General features: G+C 69.4%; 29 protein-coding genes and 1 pseudogene. 18 read left to right on the top strand and 12 right to left on the bottom strand.

Going from position 1 to position 24,016, the window contains the following annotated elements:
* Positions 1-141 precede the first annotated feature (141 nt).
* Positions 142-942 (bottom strand): helix-turn-helix transcriptional regulator, encoded by an 801-nt coding sequence (locus ACH4FX_RS19650; RefSeq protein ID WP_398480574.1) that lies wholly within the window; start codon positions 940-942, stop codon positions 142-144.
* Positions 943-1,253: 311 nt separating this feature from the next.
* On the opposite strand from ACH4FX_RS19650, the gene ACH4FX_RS19645 reads away from it, so the two are divergent.
* Positions 1,254-2,003 (top strand): SDR family oxidoreductase, encoded by a 750-nt coding sequence (locus ACH4FX_RS19645; protein ID WP_398480572.1) that lies wholly within the window; start codon positions 1,254-1,256, stop codon positions 2,001-2,003.
* A gap of 157 nt (positions 2,004-2,160) precedes the next feature.
* Here the strand turns inward: ACH4FX_RS19645 and ACH4FX_RS19640 are convergent, their stop codons facing one another.
* The 3 genes from ACH4FX_RS19640 to ACH4FX_RS19630 all read right to left on the bottom strand — a co-directional run bounded on the left by ACH4FX_RS19640 (position 2,161) and on the right by ACH4FX_RS19630 (position 4,137).
* On the bottom strand, positions 2,161-2,664 hold the full coding sequence (locus ACH4FX_RS19640; protein ID WP_398480571.1) for a peptidoglycan-binding protein: 504 nt from the start codon (positions 2,662-2,664) through the stop codon (positions 2,161-2,163).
* Positions 2,665-2,854: 190 nt separating this feature from the next.
* Positions 2,855-3,340, bottom strand: coding sequence for an OsmC family protein (locus ACH4FX_RS19635; protein WP_398480569.1), 486 nt, complete (start codon positions 3,338-3,340; stop codon positions 2,855-2,857).
* A gap of 212 nt (positions 3,341-3,552) precedes the next feature.
* On the bottom strand, positions 3,553-4,137 hold the full coding sequence (locus ACH4FX_RS19630; protein WP_398480567.1) for a helix-turn-helix domain-containing protein: 585 nt from the start codon (positions 4,135-4,137) through the stop codon (positions 3,553-3,555).
* 115 nt (positions 4,138-4,252) lie between these two features.
* Between ACH4FX_RS19630 and ACH4FX_RS19625 the strand changes: the two genes are divergently transcribed.
* Together ACH4FX_RS19625 and ACH4FX_RS19620 are read left to right on the top strand one after the other, a co-directional pair.
* On the top strand, positions 4,253-5,089 hold the full coding sequence (locus ACH4FX_RS19625; RefSeq protein WP_398480565.1) for an EamA family transporter: 837 nt from the start codon (positions 4,253-4,255) through the stop codon (positions 5,087-5,089).
* A 267-nt stretch (positions 5,090-5,356) separates the two neighbouring features.
* Complete coding sequence (locus ACH4FX_RS19620) at positions 5,357-6,064, top strand: B3/4 domain-containing protein (protein ID WP_398480940.1); 708 nt, start codon at positions 5,357-5,359, stop codon at positions 6,062-6,064.
* Positions 6,065-6,179: 115 nt separating this feature from the next.
* Here ACH4FX_RS19620 and ACH4FX_RS19615 read toward each other — a convergent pair whose 3' ends face one another.
* From ACH4FX_RS19615 to ACH4FX_RS19600, 4 genes are all read right to left on the bottom strand, one after another.
* Positions 6,180-6,419: a hypothetical protein gene (locus tag ACH4FX_RS19615; protein WP_398480563.1), complete on the bottom strand. Its 240-nt coding sequence runs from the start codon at positions 6,417-6,419 to the stop codon at positions 6,180-6,182.
* The gene (locus tag ACH4FX_RS19610; RefSeq protein WP_398480561.1) at positions 6,419-6,715 is read right to left on the bottom strand and encodes a hypothetical protein; all 297 of its coding nucleotides are present in this window, start codon (positions 6,713-6,715) and stop codon (positions 6,419-6,421) included. The genes ACH4FX_RS19615 and ACH4FX_RS19610 overlap by 1 nt, the downstream gene beginning before the upstream one ends.
* Before the next feature lie 345 nt (positions 6,716-7,060).
* On the bottom strand, positions 7,061-7,615 hold the full coding sequence (locus ACH4FX_RS19605; protein WP_398480559.1) for a hypothetical protein: 555 nt from the start codon (positions 7,613-7,615) through the stop codon (positions 7,061-7,063).
* A 230-nt stretch (positions 7,616-7,845) separates the two neighbouring features.
* Entirely contained in the window at positions 7,846-8,355 is a 510-nt protein-coding gene (locus tag ACH4FX_RS19600; protein WP_398480557.1) for a DUF4232 domain-containing protein, read from the bottom strand.
* Positions 8,356-8,663: 308 nt separating this feature from the next.
* On the opposite strand from ACH4FX_RS19600, the gene ACH4FX_RS19595 reads away from it, so the two are divergent.
* The 4 genes from ACH4FX_RS19595 (at position 8,664) to ACH4FX_RS19580 (ending at position 11,352) form a co-directional block, all read left to right on the top strand.
* Entirely contained in the window at positions 8,664-8,852 is a 189-nt protein-coding gene (locus tag ACH4FX_RS19595) for a hypothetical protein (protein WP_398480555.1), read from the top strand.
* A 227-nt stretch (positions 8,853-9,079) separates the two neighbouring features.
* Positions 9,080-9,319, top strand: a complete 240-nt coding sequence (locus ACH4FX_RS19590) for a hypothetical protein (RefSeq protein ID WP_398480553.1) — start codon at positions 9,080-9,082, stop codon at positions 9,317-9,319.
* 107 nt (positions 9,320-9,426) lie between these two features.
* A protein-coding gene (locus ACH4FX_RS19585) for an IS5 family transposase (RefSeq protein WP_398480551.1) occupies positions 9,427-10,235 on the top strand; the annotation gives its coding sequence in 2 pieces (ribosomal slippage) (positions 9,427-9,774 and positions 9,777-10,235; 807 coding nt in all).
* Between the two features lie 127 nt (positions 10,236-10,362).
* Positions 10,363-11,352: a phospholipase gene (locus ACH4FX_RS19580; protein WP_398480549.1), complete on the top strand. Its 990-nt coding sequence runs from the start codon at positions 10,363-10,365 to the stop codon at positions 11,350-11,352.
* 223 nt (positions 11,353-11,575) lie between these two features.
* Here ACH4FX_RS19580 and ACH4FX_RS19575 read toward each other — a convergent pair whose 3' ends face one another.
* The gene (locus ACH4FX_RS19575) at positions 11,576-11,893 is read right to left on the bottom strand and encodes a DUF664 domain-containing protein (RefSeq protein ID WP_398480548.1); all 318 of its coding nucleotides are present in this window, start codon (positions 11,891-11,893) and stop codon (positions 11,576-11,578) included.
* A gap of 27 nt (positions 11,894-11,920) precedes the next feature.
* On the bottom strand, positions 11,921-12,361 hold the full coding sequence (locus ACH4FX_RS19570) for an SAM-dependent methyltransferase (protein WP_398480547.1): 441 nt from the start codon (positions 12,359-12,361) through the stop codon (positions 11,921-11,923).
* A 49-nt stretch (positions 12,362-12,410) separates the two neighbouring features.
* On the opposite strand from ACH4FX_RS19570, the pseudogene ACH4FX_RS19565 reads away from it, so the two are divergent.
* Positions 12,411-13,016: pseudogene (locus ACH4FX_RS19565) on the top strand (helix-turn-helix domain-containing protein); the annotation flags it as partial.
* Positions 13,017-13,137: 121 nt separating this feature from the next.
* Positions 13,138-13,302 carry a DUF6506 family protein gene (locus tag ACH4FX_RS19560; protein ID WP_398480545.1) on the top strand — a complete coding sequence of 55 codons (165 nt, stop codon included), beginning with the start codon at positions 13,138-13,140 and terminating at the stop codon, positions 13,300-13,302.
* Between the two features lie 116 nt (positions 13,303-13,418).
* Here the strand turns inward: ACH4FX_RS19560 and ACH4FX_RS19555 are convergent, their stop codons facing one another.
* Complete coding sequence (locus tag ACH4FX_RS19555) at positions 13,419-14,252, bottom strand: hypothetical protein (RefSeq protein WP_398480544.1); 834 nt, start codon at positions 14,250-14,252, stop codon at positions 13,419-13,421.
* A 375-nt stretch (positions 14,253-14,627) separates the two neighbouring features.
* Here ACH4FX_RS19555 and ACH4FX_RS19550 point away from each other — a divergent pair, with 375 nt between their 5' ends.
* The 6 genes from ACH4FX_RS19550 to ACH4FX_RS19525 all read left to right on the top strand — a co-directional run bounded on the left by ACH4FX_RS19550 (position 14,628) and on the right by ACH4FX_RS19525 (position 20,654).
* Complete coding sequence (locus ACH4FX_RS19550) at positions 14,628-14,942, top strand: polyprenyl synthetase (RefSeq protein WP_398480542.1); 315 nt, start codon at positions 14,628-14,630, stop codon at positions 14,940-14,942.
* The gene (locus tag ACH4FX_RS19545; protein WP_398480540.1) at positions 14,935-16,008 is read left to right on the top strand and encodes a polyprenyl synthetase family protein; all 1,074 of its coding nucleotides are present in this window, start codon (positions 14,935-14,937) and stop codon (positions 16,006-16,008) included. The genes ACH4FX_RS19550 and ACH4FX_RS19545 overlap by 8 nt, the downstream gene beginning before the upstream one ends.
* 58 nt (positions 16,009-16,066) lie before the next feature.
* Positions 16,067-17,218, top strand: a complete 1,152-nt coding sequence (locus ACH4FX_RS19540) for an oxygenase MpaB family protein (RefSeq protein WP_398480938.1) — start codon at positions 16,067-16,069, stop codon at positions 17,216-17,218.
* Positions 17,219-17,421: 203 nt separating this feature from the next.
* A complete protein-coding gene (locus tag ACH4FX_RS19535) occupies positions 17,422-18,702 on the top strand; it encodes an MFS transporter (protein ID WP_398480538.1) in 1,281 nt (426 codons plus the stop codon).
* A gap of 233 nt (positions 18,703-18,935) precedes the next feature.
* Complete coding sequence (locus tag ACH4FX_RS19530) at positions 18,936-19,277, top strand: hypothetical protein (RefSeq protein WP_398480536.1); 342 nt, start codon at positions 18,936-18,938, stop codon at positions 19,275-19,277.
* Positions 19,278-19,604: 327 nt separating this feature from the next.
* Positions 19,605-20,654, top strand: a complete 1,050-nt coding sequence (locus tag ACH4FX_RS19525; RefSeq protein ID WP_398480535.1) for a response regulator transcription factor — start codon at positions 19,605-19,607, stop codon at positions 20,652-20,654.
* A gap of 262 nt (positions 20,655-20,916) precedes the next feature.
* On the opposite strand, the gene ACH4FX_RS19520 is transcribed toward ACH4FX_RS19525, so the two are convergent.
* Positions 20,917-21,342: a hypothetical protein gene (locus tag ACH4FX_RS19520; RefSeq protein WP_398480533.1), complete on the bottom strand. Its 426-nt coding sequence runs from the start codon at positions 21,340-21,342 to the stop codon at positions 20,917-20,919.
* A 532-nt stretch (positions 21,343-21,874) separates the two neighbouring features.
* Between ACH4FX_RS19520 and ACH4FX_RS19515 the strand changes: the two genes are divergently transcribed.
* The 3 genes from ACH4FX_RS19515 to ACH4FX_RS19505 all read left to right on the top strand — a co-directional run.
* Positions 21,875-22,555 carry an alpha/beta fold hydrolase gene (locus ACH4FX_RS19515; RefSeq protein ID WP_398480531.1) on the top strand — a complete coding sequence of 227 codons (681 nt, stop codon included), beginning with the start codon at positions 21,875-21,877 and terminating at the stop codon, positions 22,553-22,555.
* Entirely contained in the window at positions 22,552-23,055 is a 504-nt protein-coding gene (locus ACH4FX_RS19510; protein ID WP_398480529.1) for a hypothetical protein, read from the top strand. The genes ACH4FX_RS19515 and ACH4FX_RS19510 overlap by 4 nt, the downstream gene beginning before the upstream one ends.
* Positions 23,056-23,768: 713 nt before the next feature.
* Positions 23,769-24,016 (top strand): ArsR/SmtB family transcription factor (locus tag ACH4FX_RS19505; protein WP_398480527.1); only part of this gene is annotated, 248 nt, incomplete at its 3' end.

Below are 24,016 nucleotides of genomic sequence, written 5' to 3'. Positions count from 1 at the left end.
CACCGTCAGCGCGGACGCGGCCTCCCGTACACCGGTAGCGGGGGAGGGAGGCGGCGGTGGTGTGGTGCCCCGCGGTGTGCGAGGGTTCGTCGTCCTGCCGGGCCGCCAACGGGTGATGCGCTCCTGGGCCGTCGGTGGAGTTCAGCCGGCCGGCTCCCGGGCTTCGGAGTAGATCACCAACGTCAATTCCGGCTGCTCGGCCAGGTGGAACGCCGTGTACACGAACTCGGTCACCTCGCCGCCCCGCTGCCGCAGCCGTTTGCGTCCGCCGCGCCGGACCTGCACGTCGTACTGCGGCCACCAGGTCCGTACCTGTGAGCTGCCGGCCTTCAGCTCGTCGATCAGCCGCGCGTACCGGGGGTCGCCCGGGTGGCGTCCGGCCAGCGTCCGCAGCCGGGCGAGCAGTCCGCGTGCCTCCGGCTCCCAGTCGATCACGACGTCCCGGGCCGCGGGTTCGAGGAACATCCAGCGGACGAAGTTCGCCGGCCGGTCCGCCGCCGCGGCGAGGTTCGGGAACAGCTCCTCGGCCGCCTGGTTGTGACCGAGCACGTCGTAGGTGCTGTCGATGAGGTAGGCCGGTTGCGGCTGGAGCAGCAGCGGGACGGCGGCCACCTCGGGGGCGATCGGTTCAGGTTCCCCGGCCCTGGGAGCCGGGGAATGACCGGCGAGCCGGAAGAGGTGGTCCCGTTCGTGGCGGTCGAGCCGCAGCGCCGAGGCGAGGGCGTCGAGCACCTGGTCCGAGGCGCGGATGTCGCGGCCCTGCTCAAGGTACGTGTACCAGGTGGCGCTGATCCCGGCGAGCAGCGCGAGTTCCTCCCGGCGCAGTCCCGGCGTACGGCGTCGGCCGGTGCGCGGCAGCCCCACTTGGTCAGGGGTGATCCGCTCTCTGCGGCTGCGGAGGAAAGCGCCCAGCTCATCGCGTTGATCCTGCTGTTGCTGCATGGTGGATGGCACTCTCGGTTCCAGAATAAACAGGCTCTGTATACCAGGCTGAAGGTAGCGGAGACTTGAGTTCCGGGGCAGGGAACGGCTGGGCTGTTCGCCGGCGATGGCACGGCCCGGACCTGTTCCGGCCCACCCGGGACGCGCGCGTCCGAGCCCGGCGTGGGCCCTGTCCCGCACCACCCGAGCCGAGTGCAGCACCGGCTCCGCCCCGTACCAACCGAGCCCCATGCAGAACCGGCCCCGCCCCGCGCCATCCGAGCGGAGCGCAGCACCGGCTCCGCGGCCGGCGAGACAACCGAGGAAGACCCATGGCAGACACAGACACGTCACAGATCCGCGGCCAGGTCGTCGCCGTCACCGGTGCCAGCGCCGGGATAGGCCGGGCCACCGCCCTCACCCTGGCGGGGCGCGGCGCGTCGGTCGTCCTCGGCGCCCGGCGTGGCGATCGCGTCGAGCAACTCGCCGCTGAGATCAGGGAGAGCGGTGGCCGTGCCGTCGGCATGCCGGCCGACGTGCGGCGGCGTGCGGATCTCGTCCGCCTCCTCGACACGGCGGTCGCCGCGTTCGGCCGGCTCGACGTGCTGGTCAACAACGCCGGCATCGGGCCGGTCTCCCCGCTGGAGGACCTGCGTGTCGACGAGTGGGACGACATGATCGACGTCAACCTGCGCGGCGTACTGCACGGCATCGCCGCTGCGCTGCCGATCTTCCGACGGCAGGGAACCGGACACCTCGTGACGGTGGCGTCGACCGCGGCGTACCGCACCGTCCCGGGTCAGTCGGTCTACGCCGCGACGAAGACGGCCGTGCGCACGGTCTGCGAAGGACTGCGGCAGGAGGTCGACGACCTGCGCGTCACCATCGTCTCCCCGGGTTTCGTCCACACCGACTTCGTCAACGCGGTCGCCGACCCCGACGCCCGCGCCGCGCTGCTGGCCCGCCGTGATGCCATGGCACTCGACCCGACAACGGTCGCGGACGCCATCGCCTACGCCGTCACCCAGCCGGACCGGGTCGACGTCAACGAGATCGTGGTGAGGCCCACCGCGCAGCGGTGACGGCGGCACGGAGGCGAGGCGGCGTCGGCACGGTGCCGGGTCGGGGTCGGGGGCCGGGGCGGCGGATCGGTTCCGCAAGGTCGAGCGAGGGGGCCGGGCCGCCCGAGCGCAACCCTCGATCGAGGGCGCCGCTCGGACGACGCGTCTGCGGAACGGATCAGCAGTGCCGCCTGGAGTCAGCCGCGAAGTCCTTGAACGCGGCCCTGGTCTTCGCTCCGGCGATGCCGTCGATGCTGCCCGTGTAACCGTGGTACCGCTTCAGGTTGCGTTGCAGTGCCTTGATGGTGTTCGAACCGACAATCCCGTCGATGTTGCCGGTGTAACCCCAGTGCCTCTTGAGGAAGCGCTGCATGGATTTCCAACTGCCGGTGCCCAATTGCCCGTCGAGGGCGCCGTTGTAGCCGTAGTACTTCTTGATCCAGCACTGGACCCACCTGGCCTCGGTACGGCTCAGTCCGAGGTTGTTCACGGCGAGCGGGGCGACGTTCCTGGCGTCGGCCCTGCTGACTGTGCCGAACGTACCGACTGTGCCGGCCGTGCTGACCGTGACCTGCGCGGACCGGGCGGGCTGGGCGGACGCGGATGCGGACGCGGCGCCAGCCAGGCCGCCGGCGGTGATACCGACGACGGCGGAGAGGCTGACGACGGTCCTCGTGACCATGCCTGGTCGCATGTCTTCCCCCTGTTTTTTGGGTTGTTGAGTTGATTCTGGGGTGTTTGGTCCGGCCCGGGAAGAGCGTGAATTTGTGCGACACGCGGGCCCGCGCTGAAGGGGAAGACAGCGCGTGCAGGGCGGCCCTGAGGGCTGCCCTCAGGAGTGACAGTGACCTCAAGGTCGTGCAGGGGATCGGCTAGGCGGTCACGACCGTGGTGGTCACTTCGACGGGCACCGACAGCGAGTTGGCGATGTAGCACTCCCGGTGCGCCTGCTCGGCCAGTTCGCGGACCTCGGCTTCGTCGGGCCCGTCGGCTCCGTCCTTACCGTTGGTTCCGGCAGCAGCGACCGTGACGGTGACGGCGAGGTGGATCGCGCCGAGGCGGGCGGGCTCGACCGTCAGGTCGAGATGGCTGGTTGCTTCGTCGTCGTAGGCCGGCACATTGACGCCGGCGCGGGCGGCGACGGCGAGAAAGGACAGCATCTGGTAGGAGGAGGCGGCCATGACCACGAGCAGCTCGGGATTGAGCCGCTCAGGATTGCCGCGGAAGGCCGGGTCCGCGCTCAGGGCTACTTCTCCAGCGGGTGGTGCCATGGCGACGTGGTCACGCGAGTAGGAGCGGACACCGGCGGCAGTGGAGCCGTCCCAGCGCAGATGGGTGGCGTAAGCGTGCGCACTCAAGGTCGTACGGTAGGGCCGAAACGTTTCGGCAATCACCGAAACGGCGTCGCCAGATCGTCATGACCATGCCCGGGGGTATCGGCCGTCATGGGCCACGGGGCGCATGGGGCATGCGGCGCGGGCGACGGGAGCCCACGGGCGAGCGCGTCGGTCCTGTACGGCAGGCCATCGGCCGGTCGGCGGGGAGCCCGGTCGCCCGGTCGGCCGACCGGTCAGCTGGCGGGAGCGGGACCCGGCGGCAGGTGGACGGTCATGATCAGGTGGCAGGTCTCGGCGCCCGCGCCGCGGTAGGCGTGCGGGGCGTCACCGTCGAAGGTGGCGGTCTGACCGGCTGCGACGGGGTGCTCGAGGCCGTCGATGACCAGGGTCATGCGGCCGGCGGTCACGCTGACGGTTTCCACGACCCCGGCCTGGTGGGGGTGGCTGGGGTACTCCTCGTCGGGTTCCAGCCGCCAGCGCCAGACCTCGACCGGGGCCGGGCCCGAGGTCGTGAGCATGAGCCGCGCCTCGCTGCCCTGGCGTCCGGTCCACAGCGGCGCGACGGAGTCGGCGCTCACGATACGGACACGGCCTTCGGGTGAGCCTTCCAGCAGGGCGGACACGGAGACGCCGAGGGTGTCGGCCAGCCGGACCAGGGTGGCGAAGTTCGGGTTGCCCTGGGCTTTCTCCAGGCCGACCAGGGCGCCTTTGCTGACCTGGGCGCGCCGGCCGAGTTCGTCCAGGGACAGGCCCGCACGGGTGCGGGCCGCCCTGACGTTGTGCGCGAGTGTCCGCAGGGCCGCGGCCGTCTCGGTCATCCGATCACCATCCTTGCAATGGACCAATGGAATGCACCGCGCAGTCGTTCCGTTGACAACTTCCGGTCGGTGCGTTGTACGGTTCAGTCGTTCCATTGATAGTAAAGGACGCACTGTGATCGCTCTGCTGCTGGCCCTGGGCAGCTCCCTCGCCTACGGATGCGCCGACTTCCTCGGCGGCCTCGGCGCCCGCAAAGCGCATGTACTGCGCACCGTGATGATCGCCGCGCCTGCGTCCCTCGTGATCGAGCTGCTGCTCTGGCCCTTCCTCGGCGCCTCCTTCAGCGCCGGAGCCCTCGTCTGGGGAGCCGCCTCCGGCGTCGCCTCGGCCGCCGCGTTCGCCCTGCTCTACCGCACCCTGGCCATCGGCCCGATGAACGTGCTCTCGCCCGTCACCGCGCTGGTGTCCGCCATGCTGCCCATCGTGGCAGGCCTGCTGCAGGGAGAACGCCTGGCCACCGCCGGGCTGATCGGCCTGCCCCTCGCGCTGGTGGCGGTGGTCCTGGTCAGCGCCGGACACGGTACGGGCTCGGCGCGTCCCTCCCGTACGGCGCTGCTGCTGGCCTTCGGCGCGGGCGCCGCCATCGCCCTTCAGCTGATCTTTCTGCACCAGGCGCCGTCCGACAGCGGAATGGCCCCGCTGATCATCGGCAGGACGGTGTCCTCGGCGCTCACCCTGACCGCGGCCGGGCTCATGCGCCGCAGGCTCGGACCGGAAAGGCCGGCGTACGCGATGTCGGCCGCCGCGGGCGTGCTGGACTCACTGGCGAACCTGCTGTTCCTGCTCGCCGCCCGCAGCGGGGATCTCACCATCGTGGCCGTGATCACTGCCCTCTACCCGGCCGGTACGGTTCTGCTCGCCCGCGGCGTACTCGCCGAACGCATCCACCGCGGCCAGCTCATCGGCCTGGGCACCGCTGCCGTGGCCGTCAGCCTCCTCGCTTTGACCTGAGCCCCGCGTCACCGTCGCCTGGTAAGGAGTCCAGCATGGTCGTCCAACGCGGGGACGCCGTCCCTGGACGAAGCCGAAGGCCCGTCCACTCGGTCGCCGCCCCCTGCCCGGCCGCTCCCAGGCCCCGACCGCACCCAGACCCGGCCACTCCCAACACCCTCTACGCCACCACCACCTGAACCGCGGCAATCCACCAAACACCTGACTGTGACTGACACCCGACTCACCCACCCCACCCGCGCCCACCCAGAAACCGGAACCCCACCCATGACCACCTTCCACATCACCCCCGCCGTCGCCGACGCCTTCCCCGACACCCTCATCACCGTGGTCACCGCCACCTGCCTGCGCGGCCGTGAACCGTGGCCCGACACGACCGCCGCCTTGGAGGATCTGGAGCAGCAGCTGGCCGACGGCACTTGGCAGCCCGCCGACGAGTCCGACCCGCGCATCGAGGCGTGGCACACCGCCTACCGCTCCTTCGGTACGAACCCCCGCCGCATCCGCCCCAGCGTCGACGCGCTCGGCCGCCGCTTCACGAAGAAGGGCTCCCTGCCGCGCATCAACCCGGCCGTCGACTCCTACAACACCGTCTCCGTCCGCCACGGCCTGCCCGCCGGCGCCTTCGACCTCGACCACGTCACGGGCGACGTCCTCATCCGCCACGCGGACGGCACCGAGTCCTTCACCCCGCTCGGCGAACCCGACACCATCGAGCACCCCAAGCCCGGCGAGATCATCTACGCCGACGCCACCGGTGTCCTGACCCGCCACTGGAACCACCGTGACGCTCATCGCACCCGCGTCACCGAGGACTCCCACCGCGTCGCCTTCGCCCTCGAAACCCTCCACGGCACCCGCGACGGCCACCTTCTCAAGACCGCCGCAATCGAATTGCAGAACCTGCTCGCCCCCCACGCCGAGCAGACCGCCATTCACTACCTGAGCCCCACCCACCCCACCATCGACGTCTGATCGAATGTGGGCATGGACGCCCCCAACTACTGGTCGAAGCTTCCCTGCTCGGTCTGCAACGCCCTACCGGCAGGTTTGCGCCCGGGCAGGCTCGGGCGCAAACCTGCAAGCCCGCTCAGCGGCAGGTCCAGACGGTCGGTTCGTCCCGGCCGCCGGGAATCTTCCAGCTCCGGCCGGCGATCGTGCCGTCGTCGCTGGAAACAGCGAGTGCGAGCCCGCGGTCGGGGGCCCAGCGGCACGTGGAACGGAGCGTCGCCAGCAGCCATACGCCGAATTCGTGCCAGCTGGAATCGTCGGTGCGACCGACGATCTGACCGTCCCGATTGATGCCCCAAACATCGTCGCCCCGCGCCATCACGCGCGGTTGGCCGTCGCGATCCCACAGCACGCTTCGCGACGGGTCGCCCGAATCGTACGAGACCTACGGATGGCACTCGGGAATCCGTCGGCCTGCCGGTAGGCGATTCCGGCGACAGTGCCGGTGGTGTTCACCCCTACGATGCTGACCCAGTTCTCGTATGGGGGATCGGCCAGATTGCCGTAGTCGGTGAATTTTCCGTTCTTCCACAGCACGGCGCGGCCACCCACTGCGGAACCCGCGCCGTACGAGACCGTGCCCGCATAACCGCCGCTTCCGTCAGCCGCGACCACCTAACCGGTAAGCGTGCCTGCGGGCAGCGGTAAGGTCGCCGGTGCCCACGCGCAGGACCGTGATTCAGCAGCAGCGACGACGACAGGCGCCACGGCACCGGCCATCGACGCTGCTCCGGAGCGGGACCGGGCGCCGGTTGAGGGAACGGGGCACCGGAGTGGCGCAGAGAAACCGCCCTCCGGGCGACTGCCCTGTGCGGACAGACCATGCGGCTTGCAGCCGGCTGTGCCCCAGTCGCGACATTGCGCGGACCGGCTGAATCCGGCCTACGCCTACGCTACGCCGCGTGCAGCGGCGGCCCAGGTCGTAGACCGGGGGAGACGGCGAGGAGTGCCACGCGCTCGTCAGCGCACCGGGGCGGCGAGTACGGCCCGGGCCTCCTGAATGAAGTCGCGCTGCGCTTCTTCCAACGCCGCGCTGTGCTCTACGAACATGCGGGTACGCTGCGCGAAATCCGCCGCGGGAAGGCGCATGCTGTTCGCCTTGGCTCTGACTTCCTCATGGATGGCATCGGCCAACAGGGCCATACGGTCCGGGCCGGTGATCGCCACGGTCGTCACCGCCCGCTGAAGTGCGTCCAAGGCGGTGTTGGTGGGAGCCCACAGCTCCCGGTGGTCGGCATCGTCATCCCAGTCAGGCCGGGCACGAGCGGCGATGATCGGGCCGAACGTGGTCTCCACTTCGCTGCACCGATCAAGGACGGCCGCGAAAGCGGCGCGCCGCTCGTCCCGCAACCGATGCCGGATGTCGACGGCTTCCTGGTCCCGCACCTGCCGCCGGGCCGCCAGGCCTTGGACGAGCGCGCCGCCGAGCGCGCCCGCCAGCGTTCCGGCGATCCCCAGTGCCGCAGCCCAGACGGCTGCATCCCCCTGATCCATGCCACGCATCATGCCGCCCACCGGGCAGCTCCATTTCGCAGGGCCTCGCCAGGCAGGGCCGCCTTCGCCCGCGAGGTGCGGGGCTGCAACCGGTGTAAGCCCGGTCGGGGTGGCGCGATGTCGCAATGCGGGGGCTTACGCATCTCGCCGATCGGCGGGTCAGCCGAACACGAAGCCCGGACACGAATCGACGCGGTGCTGCCCAGCGGCAGTGCCGCTGCCGCTGGACAACCTCCCTGCCCTGTGCGGGATTAAGCGCCGCTCTGGATCGGGCCGATGAGCGTGCCGGCAGCCACCGTGAAGCTGCCCTGGGCGACGGACGTGCCAGGAATCTCCCCGTCCGGTGCCTGGAGCGTGAACGACATTTCGGTGGCGGGTATGGCGCGGCCATTGTTGCGAACCTGGACGTCGAAGTGTGCCGGGTGGCCGGGACCGAAGAGCACCGTGGTCTTCTGGTCGCCGTAGCGGCCGGCGGAGATATCGATCTGCGACCCGTGGTTCGAGAACCGGACGTCGGTTGGCGAACCGGCCAGTCGGCACGGCTCGTACCCGCGCGGTGCGGTCAGGGTCACGCGGTAGTGGCGGTGCCCGGAGCTGCTGGGCGCCGTGGTGATTTTCGCGATGTGGTTGGCCGGACGGCAGGCGGAAGGAGCGGTGTCACTGGCCATCGCCGGGGCAGCCTGAGCGGCTCCCGCACCGGCGGCGCCCGCCAGGGTGAGGGTGGCGAGGGCGATGGCAATCGTCCGGTTGGTACGCATCATGAACGTTCCTTGCCTTGTTTCTAGGGCCACTTGGACACCATGATCCCTGCCCGCCACTTCCGCGAAGAATGTCGCCCCCTTCGACGACGGCCGAATTCGGACGTGTGACCACATCACCTCGCTTCACTGCTTCCACCTTCTCACCCGCCACTGACAATCGATCTTGGTCGGCACGAGGGGGCGGGCGCAGGCACGTTGCCCTGGGGCTGATGCTGTCTCTTGGGCGCGCCGCAGTGGCCGTTCTCGCACGTTCCAAGCAGCTCCGTCGGCCGCGCTACCGTACTTAAGTTCGGAGACAGGAGAGAAGCGTGGCCAGAAGACGGTATGTCGCCCGAGGCGCGCCCGGCGGCTATCGGATCTGGGACAACCGGGGACAGCGCTGGTGGGGCGACCTCTACGAGCTGTGCCCGGACGATCTGGTCAGGGAGCTGAACAGGGGAGCCGACCCCACGAAACTCACGGCACTGCTGAAGCGGTACCGAGCCCTCAAGCGGTAGGCGGCGGTACGCGGTCGGCCGACGTGCCCCTTCCGCGCCGGGGAGGCCTCTGTAGGCGGGGACTACGTAATGCGCTACGTAGATCACGTACGAACGGTGCGGGGCGGCTGCGCCCGAACGTAGCGTCGGCCACGGCAGGCAAGGCTTCTTTGAGCGAAACCGGCTCGGAAGCGAACCCGCTGACAACTCGAAGGCTGACAACTCGAAGAACGAGCAAGGAGAGCCGTATGAAGTCGTGGCGTTCCCGTGTCGCTGTCGGTCTCGCCGTCGGTGCCGCAGTGATCAGCATCCCCCTGACCGCGACCGCTGCTTCCGCCGGCGACTGGAAGGTCGCCGGCGGCGGAAGGTACTCCTCAGAGCAGGCCTGCGAAAGTGAAGCGCGTCAGGATTACATCGACACCGGAATGTACAGCGAGGTCGACTGCGTGAACAAGGGCAACTCCTTCTACGAGATCTGGGTGCGCTAGTACTCGGCGCGGGCCAGGCTGCCCGGTGGCCTTATCTAGTGGTCGCGTCCGGTCTGTCGCCTCTAAGACAGCGTTTCCTTTGGTGCTGGTGAGTCGTTGAGCCGCTCATGGTGGGCTTGGTGGAACGGCTGGTAGCCGATGAGTTGTGGGAGTTGTTCCGGCGGGTGGTGCCGCCCACGGAGGTCAAGCGTCCGCAGGGCGGTGGCCGGCGGCGGTCCGGGGACCGTGAGGTGCTGGCCGCGGTCATCTTCGTGGCGACCTCGGGCTGCACCTGGCGGCAGCTACCGCCGGTCTTCGGTCCGGCCTGGCCGACCGTCTACCGGCGCTTCGCCCACTGGAGCCGGGGCCGTGTCTGGGCAAAGCTCCACCGGGTGCTCCTCGACGAGCTGGGCGCCCGCGGCGAGCTGGACTGGTCACGGTGCGCGATCGACTCCGTCAGCCTCAGAGCGGCAAAAGGGGGCCGCTGACCGGAGCGAATCCGACCGACCGCGGCAAAAGCGGATCGAAAATCCACCTGATCACCGACCGCAACGGGCTGCCGCTGTCGCTGGGCATCTCCGCCGCCAACACGCACGACAGCCTGGGCCTGCAGCCGCTGGTGCGTGGCATTCCGCCCATCCGTTCCCGCCGCGGGCCTCGCCGCCGACGGCCGGCCAAGCTGCACGCCGACAAGGGCTACGACTACCCTCATCTGCGAAGGTGGCTTCGTGAGCGGGGCATCCGTCACCGCATCGCCCGTAAGGGTGCCGAGTCTTCACAGCGGCTGGGCCGCCACCGTTGGGTGGTTGAGAGAACCGTGTCCTGGCTGGCCGGCTGCCGCCGCCTGCACCGCCGTTACGAGCGCAAGGCCGAGCACTTCCTCGCCTTCGTCGGCATCGCCGCAGCACTCATCAGCTATCGCAAGCTCACCAACTGAAACAACGTCTAACTCGGCGTGCAAAATGGCCATTTGGCGTCGTAAGCAGTCCGAGAATGCGTCATGGAAGCCATGCCGGGCGCGATAGCTTCGCGACGGACAGAACGGACATGAAGGAGTACCTTTCTTGACCACTCACCTTCGACAGGGCGCCGGCCTGCGGACGGTACTGGCGCTGATAGCGGCACTGTGCGGGTTCGTCGGGGCCACCGCCCTCAGTACGACTCCGGCGGCAGCAGCCGATCAGCGGCACGCGATCTACGCCATCGCGCACCGGGTCAACACCCTGGACGGCGTGGACGCCGCGCTCAACCACGGCGCCAACGCCATCGAAATCGACGTCTGCGCCTGGTGGAACCCGAACGAATGGCGCGCTTGGCACGACTGCTCCTCGGCCGGCGACAACCGGTACGGAACCAGCTTCGACAGCATGCTGGACCGCATTGTCTCCAACGCCAATTCCGGGCGCCGACTGGCCCTGGTCTGGCTGGACATCAAGGACCCCAACTACTGCGGAGAAGCGCAGAACCGCGGGTGCAGCGTCGCCGGCCTGCGCGACAAGGCCCAGAGGCTGACGGCCGCCGGGATCCAGGTGCTCTACGGCTTCTACGAGTACCACGGTGGCAACACCCCGGACGTCGGCGGCAGGGGCTGGAAGAGCCTGGAAGGCAAGCTCGGCCAACTGGAGGGCATCACGACGACCGGGACCCGCGATCAGGTCCAGAACGCATTCAACCGTTCCGGTTCCGGGTTTCCGACCGGCCGTCGGGTGATGGACTACGGCGACAACAACATCGCCAAGGGATTCGGCAACTGCACGGAAGCCGGTTACAACACGTGCGCTGAACTGAAGAAGGGCGCTGCGGACCGTTCTGCTGGGCGGCTCGCGGCCACGTTGTCCTGGACGACCACCTATAACGACCCGTGGTACGTCGACAAACTGCTCGGCGATGCGCGGGTGGACGGCATCATCGCGGGCTACGGCAACTTCACGGGAGAGCGCGAGTACGACAACGGCTGGCAGTGCGCCAACGCCATCAAGCATCTCCGTGACTGGGTGAACAGCCACAGCGGCACCCACCGTATGGCGAACAGCGGTGACCGCCTGTTCCGGTAAGAGATTGCCTCGGGCCGGGGGCGCCGTACTGCCCTGGGCCCCGCACCGTACCGACCTGCGCCCCGTAGCCCCCTCGGACCGTCGGCCGGCATTCCGGCCGACGGTTTCACCGCCCATACGCTCAAAGGCTTCGGCGATACGGTATGCCGCCGGCAAATAGGGCCGCACAACACCAGTTGCTGTGCGGCCCTACGCTCACGCCCGAGCACGGAGGCAGATGGCGTCAGCGTCCGGTCGCGCCGTCGATCAGCTCGCGGAGGACGTCCGCATGACCGGCGTGGAAGGTGGCCTGCCAGTCGGTGACCCGCTCCCCGAAGAATGTGGCCCGCTCGACGTAGGTGAGGTGGTCGAGGAGGCCGAGCAGGTTCGTGCCCGACGGGACTGCGGGCGTTCGCACCTGCGGTTCGGGGACACCGTCGACCTTCGCGGCGCCCGTGGGTCGGAGGTAGCCGAGGAAGCCGTGCAGAACCTCGGCCTCGCTGTTTCCGGTCCGGGGCGGCGGGGTGTCGCCGCGGCGGTTGCGGCTGGGAGCGGTGGGCATGGTGCCTCCTTGCGGGAGCCGGCAGGTTCAACCGGTGCGGTGGATGACCAGGACGTGGTCGGTGACCTCGGCGGTGTGCCCGCCCGGCCCGGTCGCGATCCGGCGGGGCGATTCGGCCCGCTCGACCGTCCATGTCGCCGGATCGAGACTGATGTCCGCGGCGACCTCCCGCGGACCGGGGTACCGGACTTCGGGGGCCTGGTCCCACGACCACGGAGCGGTCGCAGCGTGGTCGACGACCAGCAGCCGCCCGCCCGGGCGCAAGGAGCGCGCGGCTGTGCGCAGGACGGCTGCCCTGTCCAGTGCCAGGGGAGTGTGCAGGTAATGGCCGCATCCGAGGTCGAGCGCGTCGCCGGGTGCCAGGTCCGGGACCGTCTCGGTGAGCCGGACGTTCGGAAGCGGGTCGGTGGCCGGTGGACGGGACGCGTAGACGCCGTCCCAGAACGTGAGGGCAGTGGGGGTGCTCATCAGGGGCTCCTTCGGCCGGGAAACGCGTCACAGTCTTGCCCGGCCCGCCATGTTCTGGCACGGCTTCTTGCAGTTCTGGCAAGGTGGGCGAGGGGATCGCGAATCGGACGATGTGCTCGATTCCGTGGTGCCCCGACTGCGCGCACCGCGTCGCGAACGCGGGATCACGCTCGCTGCCCTCGCGGCGGTGACCGGCGTGTCGGAGAGCACGCTGTCCCGGCTGGAGAGTGGACGGCGCCGGGCGACCTTGGAGTTGCTGCTGCCGCTGGCCCGTACGTACAACGTTCCCTGGGACGATCTCGTCGGCGCCCCGCGCACAGGGGATCCGCGGATCCATCTGAAGCCGGTCCGGCGGTTCGGGATGGTCTTCGTTCCGTTGTCCCGGCGGCCAGGCGGTACGCAGGCGTTCAGGATGATCATTCCGGGCCGGCCGGAACCCCTCGAACCGACCCCGCAGACCCACGAAGGCTTCGAATGGCTGTATGTGCTCAACGGCCGTCTTCGGCTCCTGCTCGGCGAGCGCGACCTGATGTTGCCACCCGGCGAGGCGGCCGAGTTCGACACGTCCCTGCCGCATTGGCTGGGCAGCGCCGACGGCGGCTCGGTCGAGACCCTCATCCTGTTCGGCCCGCAAGGGACGCGCGCGCATCTACGCGGCGCCCGACCGGGCGCCCCACGGCGGCGGCCGACAGTGAACTCAGCTCGCCGGCGACGGGGTAGGCGAAGCGGGCGCCGAACTGCGTCGGCCGGCTCCGACCGAGGTGGCGGCGGCCCTGGTGGACGAGGGCGTCCAGCTCATAGAACTGTGCGGCGGCTTCGGCCCCGTGTGGACGGCCAAGGTCATCGAGGCCACCCAGTCCCGCGTGCCGGTCGGCTCCGTCGGGTACGGCCCCGAGTCGATCGACGGCATGGCAGCGCTCTTCCCGCCCCGGACGGGCTGACCCCGGCCCGTCCGGGCAGAGGCCTGGTCCCTGCCCGGCCCTGAGCTGTCCACCTGTCTCTCTACCTACGTGTCTGCGTAACCATGTATCGACGTATCCACGTATCCACGTGTCGATCAGGCCGTGGCCATCAAGAACTGATGGAGAGAATCCGTCACGCTGGTGACGAAAGTGTTCTGAGTCTGTTCGCTGACGTGGTCGAGGGACAGGTAGGGATTGAGGTCTTCCAGCTCGACCAGGAGCAGGTCGCCCTCCTGGGTACGGCAGGCGTCCACGCGCTGGATGCCGTGGTCGAGCGTGTTCCAGTCGATGAAGCTCCGGGCGAAGGCCAGATCGGCTTCCGTGGGCGAGTACGGCTCCAGGACCCAGCGCCGGTCGGGGGCGGGAGCGTGGAGGGCGTACTGGAATGCGGCGTCGACGTAGTAGAAGGACACCTCGTAGCGGAAGTCGATGCGTGGCTGGACCAGGATGCCGCCGTAGGCGAGGTCTTCCAGCTCCTCCCGGGAGACGAAGGACAGGCCGATGGAGTCCGCCCCGGCCTTCGGCTTGACCGCGTACCGGTCGCTCGCAGGCAGACGCTCCAGGGCCTGGGGCTGGTCGACGGTGGGGATGACGGGGTACCCGGCCGCGGTCAGATCCAGCAGGTACTGCTTGCCCGCCATGTCGGCCCGGCCGGTCAGCGGGTTGTAGATCCGGGTTCCGAGCATCGCGGCCTGTTCGCGGAAGGCGTCGTACTCCTTCTGGTAGTGCAGCACCGGCCCGCTGTTGCGGACAACGACGGCATCGAAACGGCCCATCAGGGCCGCGGCGTCGAGCGGGTGGCACAACGCGACGTCGAAGTCCGCGCGGAGACGGGACGACAGGAAGATGTCCTCGTCGCAGTAACGCCGCCCGCGGGCCTGGTAGGCCAGATCGGTAACGTACAGAAGGCTGGGACGGCGGGCGGTCATGGTGCATCTCCTCGATCAGAAACCGCCATTTTGCCATTCGAACCGCTCCCGGTTCCGTGGCGGCTGCCGCTGGCCGCCACTACCGCACGAATCTCACGATGAGGCAGCTCGCAGCTCGCAGCTCGCAGCTCGCGCCGCATCGAGCACCGCATTGAGCACGTCATCAGCAGCCAGCGGTCGGTCCTCGCAGCCATCGCACCAACCGCCGTAGGCCGTCAAACCGACACTGACCACACGTTGGGCTGATCGTCACTCTTTCGTAGGAAACGATGACCTCGCGAGGGGGACGGAGCGCCCAAAGACCGGACCTGACCGGTGCCGTATCGGTTCACTGATGGCTCCCCACAGGACTTGATCCGCACAGGAGCACCGGAAATGTCTGAACAGGGACAACAAAGCGACACCGCACCCGCCGGAACAACCGGCCGGAAAGCCACGGCCGGGCTCGAACAAGCCTTCCTTCTCGCAGTCGGCGTCGCCGACCTCGTGCTCGATCACGTACGTCAGGTCGCCGACCGGGGCCAAGGACTGCTGCGCCGCTCCGACATGCGGGAACTTTTCGCCGACGGAGTCGATGAACTGCGTACCCGCGGAGAGCTCGCCTCCCGGCGCATCACCCCGGAGACCGAGAACTATCTGGAGCTGATGGCTTCCCGGGCAGTGAAGCGGGCCGGCAGGCCGCATGAATAACGCCGACGAGCTCAAGAGGAGAGTCGATGCGTGCCTGCGCCGGCTGGTCGACGAGGAGGAGAGCGAACTGCTCCGAGTGTCGGAGGAACTCGCCCCGTTGTGCGCGCAGTTGCGTGTGTCGCTGACCCGCGGGAAGCGGCTGCGCGCCGCGTTCTTGTACTGGGGCTGGCGGGCCGCCGGGCAGCCGGACTGCGAGGGCGTGGTCAAGGCCGCGGCAGCCATGGAGCTGGTGCACGCGGCCGCATGCACCCACGACGACATCATCGACGACAGTCGCCTGCGGCACGGAGTGCCGACGGCCCATGCCGCCTTCGCCGAGGGCGGCGCCGGCACCTGGGGCACCCCGGCCGGGGCGCCCCACGGCTCGCGCCAGGACCGTTCCGCCGCGTTGGCCATGATGCTCGGTGACCTGTTGATGGGGTACGCGGGCCAGGTCTTTGCCACGTGTGGTCTGCCCGGGGCGTACGTGGCGCGGACGGTGCCCCTGTGGTCATCGCTGTTGCGCGAGACCGTCGCGGGCGAATTCCTGGAGGTCCTGCGGACGGGAAGTGTCGTACCCAAGGTTGCCGAGTCACTGGAGGTGGCCCGGTACAAAACGGCCAAGTACACGGTGGAGCGCCCCCTGCACATGGGCGCGACACTCGGCGGCGCGTCCCCGAGTGTGCTCGCCGCCTTCACCGGATACGGGATGCCGCTGGGCGAGGCGTTCCAACTCCGCGACGACCTGCTGGGCGTCTTCGGCGACCCGGTCGAGACCGGCAAGTCGAACCTCGACGACCTGCGGGACAAGAAGCCCACCGCGCTGCTCGCAGTGACCGCCTCGTTGCTGTCCGCGGACGAGGAACGGCAGCTCGAAGAGGTGCTGGGCAAACCCTCACTGGACGAGGCCGATGCAGCACACGTACGGCAGTTGATGGAGCGCAGCGGTGCCCGGCAGCGCATCGAAGACATGATCCAGGAGCGGATCGCGCGGGCCCGTGCGGCGCTGGACTCCGTGGCGCTGCCGCCGCCGGCCCGCGCGGCACTCGGCGCCCTGGCGGACTCGGCAACCGACCGGTCCCTGTGACAGCACGAGAAACGAGGAACCCGTGACTACTGAGACCGCCGCGCGGTACACCGACACGATGCTGGACGAGCTGCGCATGCAAGGCGACCCGCTCGCCGACGCAACCGTCGCGGCCATGTTCGACCGCGGAGAGGTGCGAGACTTCAACACCCTCATGCGCTTCTTCACCACCGCAGGCAACAAGCTGCCGGAAGGGCTGCCGCCCTCGGCGGCTTCCTACCTCGAAGCGACCGGCATGCCGCCCAAGTGGGTGGACTGGGACATCATGGAGCGCGCGCGGCTGTTCTTCATGGACAACGCCGCGCACATCAACACCGGCCTGTCCTTCGCCGCCATGCCGGCGACCTACGCCGTACCACGCGTGGCGAAACTGCTCGCCTCCACGCACTCCATGGACTATCCGTCGCGTCGGATGGCGAACACGGGACAGTTCGTCACCTACCTGATGCAGACCAACGCCTTCGAAGAGGGCAGCAAGTTCATCCCGGCCGCCCAGAAGGTCCGTCTGCTGCACGCCGCGGTGCGCCATCACCTGACCAAGACGGGCCGCTGGGACACGGAACGTTACGGCACGCCGCTGTGCCAGGAAGACATGATCGGCGGGCAGATCTGCTTCTCGATCCTGGTCCTGGACGCGATGCACCGCCTCGGCATCCACATGAGCGAGGAGGGGGCGGAGGCGTACTACTACGCCTGGCGTGTCGTCGGGGCCATCCTGGGCTGCGACATGGAGTCGGCCCCGAAGAACCTCACCGAGGCCCGCGCGTACGCCGACATCTACCTCACCCGCAACCTGGGGCCGTCCGAGGACGGGGTACGTCTGAACAACCAGCTGATGCGGATGTACGAGGACGTCGTCCCCGGCACCCTCTTCGACCCGATCGTCCCGGCCACCATCCGGTTCCTGGTCGGCCCGACCATCGCCGACTGGCTGGAGATCCCGCGCAGTCCCTGGGACACGGCAGCCAAGGCCGTCCCCATCGTCCTCGGTGTGCTGGAGACCATCGAGGACAGCAGCCCGCTGGGAGAATGGGCACTGGACAAGGCAGGCAACCTGCTCACCGCCTTCGAACTCGGCTCCCTCACCCGCGGCCGGGTCATGCAATACGCCATCCCGGAGGAACTCAAGACCGACTACGGAGTGCGCTCACAGCAGCGTCGCAACCAGCGCTGGGTACCGCCTGCGCCGACACCAGCGGGCACGGACTGATACATGGGCCTCGCCCGGCTGAAATCCGGGGTGCCGAGCATCGGCCGGGCGTCGTTCGCGTACCGGGGCGCTGGTTATGGGGGCCCTTCCGGCCTCATGCCGCGGGGGAGGGGAGGGAGAGGAGAGTCGGCAGTTTGCCGGTGCGGGGCCGCCCGCCACCTCGCGCACGACAAGCCCACCGACCCCACCGACCAGGAAGAGCCATGACCAGCACTGCACCCACCGAAACGACGGCCGCTATACCTGATATATCCGATCCCGCCCACGCACAACGCCGCATCCTGCGTGTCCTGGTCGCCTCTCAGGTCCTCAGCGGCGCCGGTCTCGCGGCCGGCGTCACCGTCGGTGCCCTGCTCGCCCAGGACATGCTCGGCTCCACCAGCCTCGCCGGCTTGCCCAGCGCCCTGTTCACCGCCGGGTCCGCCCTCGCCGCCGTCGCCGTCGGCCGCATTTCGCAGGCCCGTGGCCGCCGCCCCGGACTCGCCGTCGGATACCTCGCGGGCGCCATCGGCTCAGCCGGTGTCCTCGTCGCAGCCGTCCTCGACAACCCGGTCCTGCTGTTCACCGCCCTCTTCGTCTACGGTTCCGGCAGCGCCACGAACCTCCAGGCCCGCTACGCCGGTGCCGACCTCGCCCGCCCCGGCCACCGGGCCCGCGCCGTTTCCACCGTCCTGGTCGCCACCACACTCGGCGGTGTCGCGGGCCCCAACCTCGCCGCCCCCACCGGCAGCTTCGCCGAACACCTTGGCATCCCCTACCTCGCCGGACCCTTCATCCTCTCCGGCGCCGCCTACGCGCTGGCCGCGCTCGTCCTCGCCCGCTGGCTGCGGCCCGACCCGTACCTCCTGGCCCGTACCGTGGCCGAGGCCAAGGAATCCGGCACCGCGAACGTTCCGTCCGCCCCCGATGCCCCCGACGCCGTCACGGAGGAAAACCGTGGGGGCGTCGTCCTCGGAGCGCTCGTCATGGTCCTCACCCAGCTCGTCATGGTCGCGATCATGACGATGACGCCGGTCCACATGCACGACCACGGCCATGGCACCGCCGCCTCCGGCCTCGTCATCGCCATCCACATCGGCGCCATGTACCTGCCCTCCCCGCTGACCGGCCGGCTCGTCGACCGCTACGGCAGCGCGAAGATCGCCGCCGCCTCCGGCAGTACGCTGCTGGCCTCCGGCCTCCTCGCCGCGGCGGCGCCCGGCGACTCCGTCGCGCTCCTCGCGCTCGCCCTGGCCCTCCTGGGCATCGGCTGGAACTTCGGTCTCGTCTCCGGTACCGCGATCATCACCGACGTCGTCCCGCTCGCCACCCGGGCCAAGACCCAGGGGCTGGTCGACGTCTCCATCGCCATCGCCGGCGCCACCGGCGGCATGGCCTCCGGAATCATGGTCGCCGCCGCCAGCTACCCCGCCCTCGCCCTCACCGGCGGCATCCTCTCCCTCGTCCTCCTGCCCGCCGTCGCCGCCAGCGCCTGCCGCCGATGAACGGCATGAACCCCCGGCCTGGCGCCACATGACCGGACACGACTACCTCGGCTCCGTACCCGGCGACTACCGGTCCGTGCTGTACACAGCCGGGCCACCCCCTAATTCTCGGGATACTCCGCTCCCTGCGCGTGAGTCACTCTCTTACTTGAAGGCGCACACGGGCCGGATGGCCGGCACCGCGAAGCGCCGCACGAATGGGCCGCCCGGCCCGGAAGCGAGGTAAGGGAAAGATGGAAACCAAGGGGTCGGAACAGGCGAGTGAGTCCACTGCTGTGACTGCGGTCAAGACGGAGTACGCTCCGGACACTGCGGAAGCCGCCGCCTCCGGAGCGTGGTACGCCTTCTTCCGGGCGCATCGCATCTTCAATCAGCGAATCAATATTCCGGTTGTTCCCGGAAGCCTGCTGTGGGTGTCTCTCACAGAGTGCGAGCCGGGCAGCAATACCCCGTTTCTGGGGTCGGCGACTCTGCACACCTATAACGTCGTCCCCTTCGACGGCTACATGTTGCTCCGCGGGGAGGTCGACTGGGACGACGACCTCCTCATCCGGGCCAGCATCTACATCGGTTGACCGGTGGCCGGGGTGGCGTGCTGCTGATGCGTACGCCTCCCTGCCCGCGGCTCCGTACGCACTAGCCGGAGGCCCCGGCGGGCTTGACCTCGGCGGTCTTGCCCCCGGTGGTCGCGGTCCTGGTGGCCTTGCGCTGGTCTCCGGAGCCGCTGGTGACCTCGCCCGTACACGGGGGGACGGGCGAGGTCCCGGGCCGGCCCAGGCGCCGGTGGGCTGCGTCACCATCCCGTCTCGGCCGCTCTCTTCGGCCGGCCTTCGCAGCTCGTGCCCTCGGTCGTTCTCCTCGGTCAGCCTCCTCAGCCGCTCTCCTCGGGCTACGCTCGAAGAGTGACCGCAAGGCTCGAATGCACCCAGCAGCTTCGGCACATGCTCGTAGCAGAGGCACAGCACGTGGCTGACGTCCCTGAGTTGGGTCGCCAGCTGTCCCATCAGCTCAAACGTGTCTTGCCGCACGACGGCTACATGCTGGCGGGCGTGGACCCGCTCGGCGACGCCGCGTGCTTCTTCACCTCGGAAGGCGGCTATAGCTCGGCCTTCAACAACCGTTTGGAGGAGGTGGATTCACTCAGCACTGAACCCCACCCCTTTTCTCAGCTCCTCCGCGGACCCGCTCGCGTCGGGCTGCTCAACACCACAATGACCGCTCACCGCGCCAGCCAGCGGCTAAACGGCATGGCAGCCGAGGGCTTCGGCAGCGAAATGCGGATCGCCCTGGCCGCATCCGGATACTCGCTGGGTGGCCTCGTACTGTTACGCAGGCAGGACACCAAGCCTTTTTCCAAGGCCGACGCGGCACGAGCCGAAGCGCTCTCCGCACCGCTCGCCGCGGCCGTACGCCGGTTCATGGCGGACAAGGCGCTGTGTCCCTCGCGGCTCAGCTTGCCGCCCGGAGTCGTCGTCATCGGCCCCGACAATGCCATCCGGTCCGTCACCCCCACCGTGTGGGAGTGGCTGCGCCAGCTGACTCCGGTGGCTCCCGTGGCGGGCGGGACGGTGGAGAGCACCGAGCATCTGAGGAACGTCACCCGGAACATATCCCTTCTGACCCGCCGAGCCCGGACGCCGGTGGAAAGCCGGATCGCCACGAAGAACGGCTGGATCAGCGTCCACGGACAGCACCTCGGTGGGGACGAGCCCGGTGCCGTCGTCGTCACGTACCAACACGCCACGGCCGCGACGCTGCTGCCGACCCTCTCCGTCTGGTGCGGCATCACCTCCCGGGAACAGGCCGTTCTCGCTCTCCTCCTGCAAGGCATGCCGACCAAACGCATCGCCAGACAACTCCGCCTGTCCCCGCACACGGTCAACGACCACCTCAAGGCCATCTACCGCAAGGTCGGAGCGAGCGGACGCGACGAACTCGTTGCCAGCCTTTAGGGGCCGGCCGGGTGGACGGAGCGGAGCCCAGCCCAACCACTGGGCGCCCACCGCGTCGGCCGCGCTGCCGCCCCGGGCGGCGCGGTGGTCAGATGGCGCGGTAGACGCGGACCGGCTTGGCGGGGGCGGGGGCCCGACCTGCTCCGACCTGATCCGGGCGTCCTGGCGTACGGGCCAGCAGGGGCCCGGCGGCAGCCATAGCGCCCCGGGGCCCATGCTGTGGTGTGGCTGTGTCGGCTGCCCGCGGGCGACGTTGCCGGTTTCAGCGAACGTTGACCGTCGCCGGTGCAGAGGTCCGCTGGCGTATGGGGTGGCGGTCGTCGGGGGTGAGCAGGCCGTACACCACCGCGCGGTATTGCAGGACGCCGCTGTGCGCGGCCTTGACGTGTGCGGTGACCTGAGCATCGGCGCCGACGTCGACCACGGTGCCGCAGGTCAGCCGCTGCCAGGCCTGACCGCCGCTGTGGTTTTCCAGGCAGATTTGCAGGTACTGGGAGGCGTCGTCGTCGCCGTGCGCCGTGACCGTGAAGGTCTTGCCGGCCTGCGCCGTGTGCGGCGCTGTGATCTCGACACTGCCCTTGGCGAACGCCGGTGCGGCGGCCAGTGCCACCGAGGCCAGACCCAGTGCACCGACCACGGCCATGCGGCCGCCTCGCGTCTTCGTCCCGGTCTTCGTCATCCTGGTCATTTGTTTCCCTTGCTCGTACGTGCCTCTTGCGTGTTCTTCGCGTTGCGGGGCTGATTCCGCTTCAGGGCCGTGCCGCTCAGCGCCGCTGCTGCCTGCCGCCGTCGACTTTACGTCCGGGCATGACCGCTCCGTGCCGTTCCGATGTGATCTACGTAGCGCGTTACGTAACTCCCGCCTACGGGGCTCGTTTGGCGCGGCGGCGCCGAGCGGCGGAGTCTTCGAGGAGCGGGGAGACGTCAGTGCTCTGTCGCCGCCCGATGCTGACGATGCGCAACGCAGCGGCGGGAAGAAGATGCAGGCCTCGCCAGCGACCCGACGAGCATCAGCCCGACGGCATCGCCCAGGGAGACCGGGGTGCCTTCCAGCCGATGGCCGTATCGCGCATCTGGCCGACACCCGCAGGCTGACCAGCCTGCGTGCCGAGCTGGCCCCAGGGTGTGCGGGAGGCGATGGTGGGCACGTGGATCACATGACGCACGCCGGTTTCTTCGCTCGCAGGTACGGGCCTGCGCCACATGAGGGCGGCCCAGCCATGGTGCTCGTACACGGCCTGGGCCTGTCGGGGCGGTACTTCGTGCCGCTCGCGCGACGGCTGGCCGCGGGCGGGGCGAGCGTGGTGGTACCGGATGTGCCCGGCAACGGACGTTCTCGGGCCGCCGCACGCCGTGCGCCCGATGTCGGACAGCTCGCCGATGCCTTGGCCCGCCTGCACCGGCAATGGTCCTTGGGGCCGAGTGTGCTGGTGGCCAATTCGGTCGGCTGCCAGGTGGTCGCGGCTCTGGCCGCCCGCCATCCGCACCTGGTGAGCCGTCTGGTGCTGGTCGGCCCGGCGCTCGAACCGGGGATCTGCGGTTGGCGCCAGTTCGGACGGCTCGTCGCCGACGTGCCCAAAGAGCCCGTCGGCCTGCTTCCCCTGGCCGCGTTCGATTATCTGGTGACCGGCCCCCTGCGCTGCGCCGCTTCCTTCCACCACGCGCTGCGGGACGCGGCCGAGTCGTTCGAGGCGAACCTGTCCCAGGTCCGCGCGCCCACGCTCGTCGTACGGGGAACGGGTGACACCATCGCTTCCGGCACCTGGACGCGGCGCGTGGCAGACCTGGTCGCCGACGGACACGCCGAGGACGTCCCGGGCGTGGCTCACGCGGCCCACTACAGCGCGCCGGACGCCATGGCCGTACTGATCGAGAAGTTCACGGTGGGAGAGCCCGGATGAAGTCCCCGAAGACATCCGGCCGCGCACCGGCCGGGCACACCAAGCGGCCCTCGCCCTGGCTGCGACTGCTGCCCGGCATCTCCCCGAAGCGCCGGGGCTTCGTCCTGGCCTGGTGGGGGTTCGCCCTGACCTTCGGCGGAATGCGCCTGCTGACCTGGCTCATCCACATCGATGTGGCCGGGATCGGCGACGTGCAGGCCGGCGGAGTGCACCTCCACCACTACGTGTGGGGAATCCTGTTGCTCGCGGTGGTGGGCGCGGCGAGCCTGGCCGAACGTTCGGCGCGGGCACGCGCCTGGCTGGGGCTGGCCTACGGGGTGGGCCTGGCCCTGGTCGTCGACGAGGCGGCACTGCTGATCAGCCTGGAAGACGTGTACTGGGACACCGAGGGTGGAATCAGCATCGCCCTGGCCATCGCCATGATCGCCGTCGTCGGCAGTATCCTCGCGTTCACGCGGGGGCAGCGCGCCTCCCGAGACGATCCGGACGACGACGGCTGACGCTCGCGAGCGGTGGCGCGAACAGCCATGCTGGGCCCGGTGCGTCGCCAACACCAGCGGCGCTTTGGTCGCGAGGTGACCGCGGGGCCCGGCCGCCTCACGCGAGCGGGCCCGGCCACGGCACCCGCGCGACGGCAGCGCGTACACACCGCGGACTGGGAATCAGGTACGGCGCCTGCAACCGCACACCACCGGACGTCACTGCCTCCGCGCACCTCCGGGCTGTGCAGTGGGCGGTGAGGAGATAGCGCCCGCCCTCTCATTTGGCGGGGCCCAAGAAGCGAGCGGGCCTGAATGCTCACACAGTCAGACCACCCCTCATAACGCCAACCTATGTGGTGCGCCACGCATCGCTCAAAGAAGCTACCGCAGCGACCGCTCCACCCGGTGATGTGCAGATGGCTCGCTCAACTGTCACACGGAGTCATCGGCGCGCGGCCTCTGCAGATACAAGGCACGGTCATGCCACCCCACCGGAGAGATCGGTGCGGCGCCGACCTGACGTACGCGCGCAGCGGCAGGTCAGATGGGCAGTCCCCAGGCTCCCGGCTTACGTCTCCCGTCGGCGTCCCGGCGTGAGCCGGTTGGCCGCCGACAACTGGGACACCCAGGCCAGCAGCTTCCGCCCTGCTTACGGTGCCACCTCGGTGAGACGCAGCCGGAACGAACGATTCATGAAGATGTGAATTCAGGGAATCGTGTACTGTCGGAGGGTGCTGACACTCGCCGCTGACATCGACGTGCTGGCGCGGTTCGGCCGCGCTCTCGCCGATCCCATCCGCTGCCGCATCCTGCTCGCCCTGCGCACGGCACCGGCCTACCCGGCCGACCTCGCCGATGCCCTGGAGATCTCCCGTACCCGGCTGTCGAACCACCTGGCCTGCCTGCGCGACTGCGGTCTGGTCGTCACCACGCCCGATGGCCGGCGTACCCGTTACGAGCTCGCCGACGAACGCCTCGG

The sequence above is a fragment of the Streptomyces sp. NPDC018019 genome (genome assembly GCF_044327805.1).
In the GTDB taxonomy this organism is placed as follows: Bacteria; Actinomycetota; Actinomycetes; order Streptomycetales; family Streptomycetaceae; genus Streptomyces.
The sequence above is the reverse complement of the archived record's forward strand: the minus strand, read 5'-3'. Positions and strand labels throughout refer to the sequence as shown.

Bases quoted from the DNA above. Each gene is read 5' to 3' on its own strand.
- ACH4FX_RS19650 (WP_398480574.1), bottom strand. From the start codon at position 942: ATGCAGCAACAGCAGGATCAACGCGATGAGCTGGGCGCTTTCCTCCGC.
- ACH4FX_RS19645 (WP_398480572.1), top strand. From the start codon at position 1,254: ATGGCAGACACAGACACGTCACAGATCCGCGGCCAGGTCGTCGCCGTC.
- ACH4FX_RS19640 (WP_398480571.1), bottom strand. From the start codon at position 2,664: ATGGTCACGAGGACCGTCGTCAGCCTCTCCGCCGTCGTCGGTATCACC.
- ACH4FX_RS19630 (WP_398480567.1), bottom strand. From the start codon at position 4,137: ATGACCGAGACGGCCGCGGCCCTGCGGACACTCGCGCACAACGTCAGG.
- ACH4FX_RS19620 (WP_398480940.1), top strand. From the start codon at position 5,357: ATGACCACCTTCCACATCACCCCCGCCGTCGCCGACGCCTTCCCCGAC.
- ACH4FX_RS19615 (WP_398480563.1), bottom strand. From the start codon at position 6,419: ATGGCGCGGGGCGACGATGTTTGGGGCATCAATCGGGACGGTCAGATC.
- ACH4FX_RS19600 (WP_398480557.1), bottom strand. From the start codon at position 8,355: ATGATGCGTACCAACCGGACGATTGCCATCGCCCTCGCCACCCTCACC.
- ACH4FX_RS19590 (WP_398480553.1), top strand. From the start codon at position 9,080: ATGAAGTCGTGGCGTTCCCGTGTCGCTGTCGGTCTCGCCGTCGGTGCC.
- ACH4FX_RS19575 (WP_398480548.1), bottom strand. From the start codon at position 11,893: ATGCCCACCGCTCCCAGCCGCAACCGCCGCGGCGACACCCCGCCGCCC.
- ACH4FX_RS19570 (WP_398480547.1), bottom strand. From the start codon at position 12,361: ATGAGCACCCCCACTGCCCTCACGTTCTGGGACGGCGTCTACGCGTCC.
- ACH4FX_RS19555 (WP_398480544.1), bottom strand. From the start codon at position 14,252: ATGACCGCCCGCCGTCCCAGCCTTCTGTACGTTACCGATCTGGCCTAC.
- ACH4FX_RS19550 (WP_398480542.1), top strand. From the start codon at position 14,628: ATGTCTGAACAGGGACAACAAAGCGACACCGCACCCGCCGGAACAACC.
- ACH4FX_RS19545 (WP_398480540.1), top strand. From the start codon at position 14,935: ATGAATAACGCCGACGAGCTCAAGAGGAGAGTCGATGCGTGCCTGCGC.
- ACH4FX_RS19540 (WP_398480938.1), top strand. From the start codon at position 16,067: ATGCTGGACGAGCTGCGCATGCAAGGCGACCCGCTCGCCGACGCAACC.
- ACH4FX_RS19535 (WP_398480538.1), top strand. From the start codon at position 17,422: ATGACCAGCACTGCACCCACCGAAACGACGGCCGCTATACCTGATATA.
- ACH4FX_RS19530 (WP_398480536.1), top strand. From the start codon at position 18,936: ATGGAAACCAAGGGGTCGGAACAGGCGAGTGAGTCCACTGCTGTGACT.
- ACH4FX_RS19520 (WP_398480533.1), bottom strand. From the start codon at position 21,342: ATGACCAGGATGACGAAGACCGGGACGAAGACGCGAGGCGGCCGCATG.
- ACH4FX_RS19515 (WP_398480531.1), top strand. From the start codon at position 21,875: ATGGTGCTCGTACACGGCCTGGGCCTGTCGGGGCGGTACTTCGTGCCG.
- ACH4FX_RS19510 (WP_398480529.1), top strand. From the start codon at position 22,552: ATGAAGTCCCCGAAGACATCCGGCCGCGCACCGGCCGGGCACACCAAG.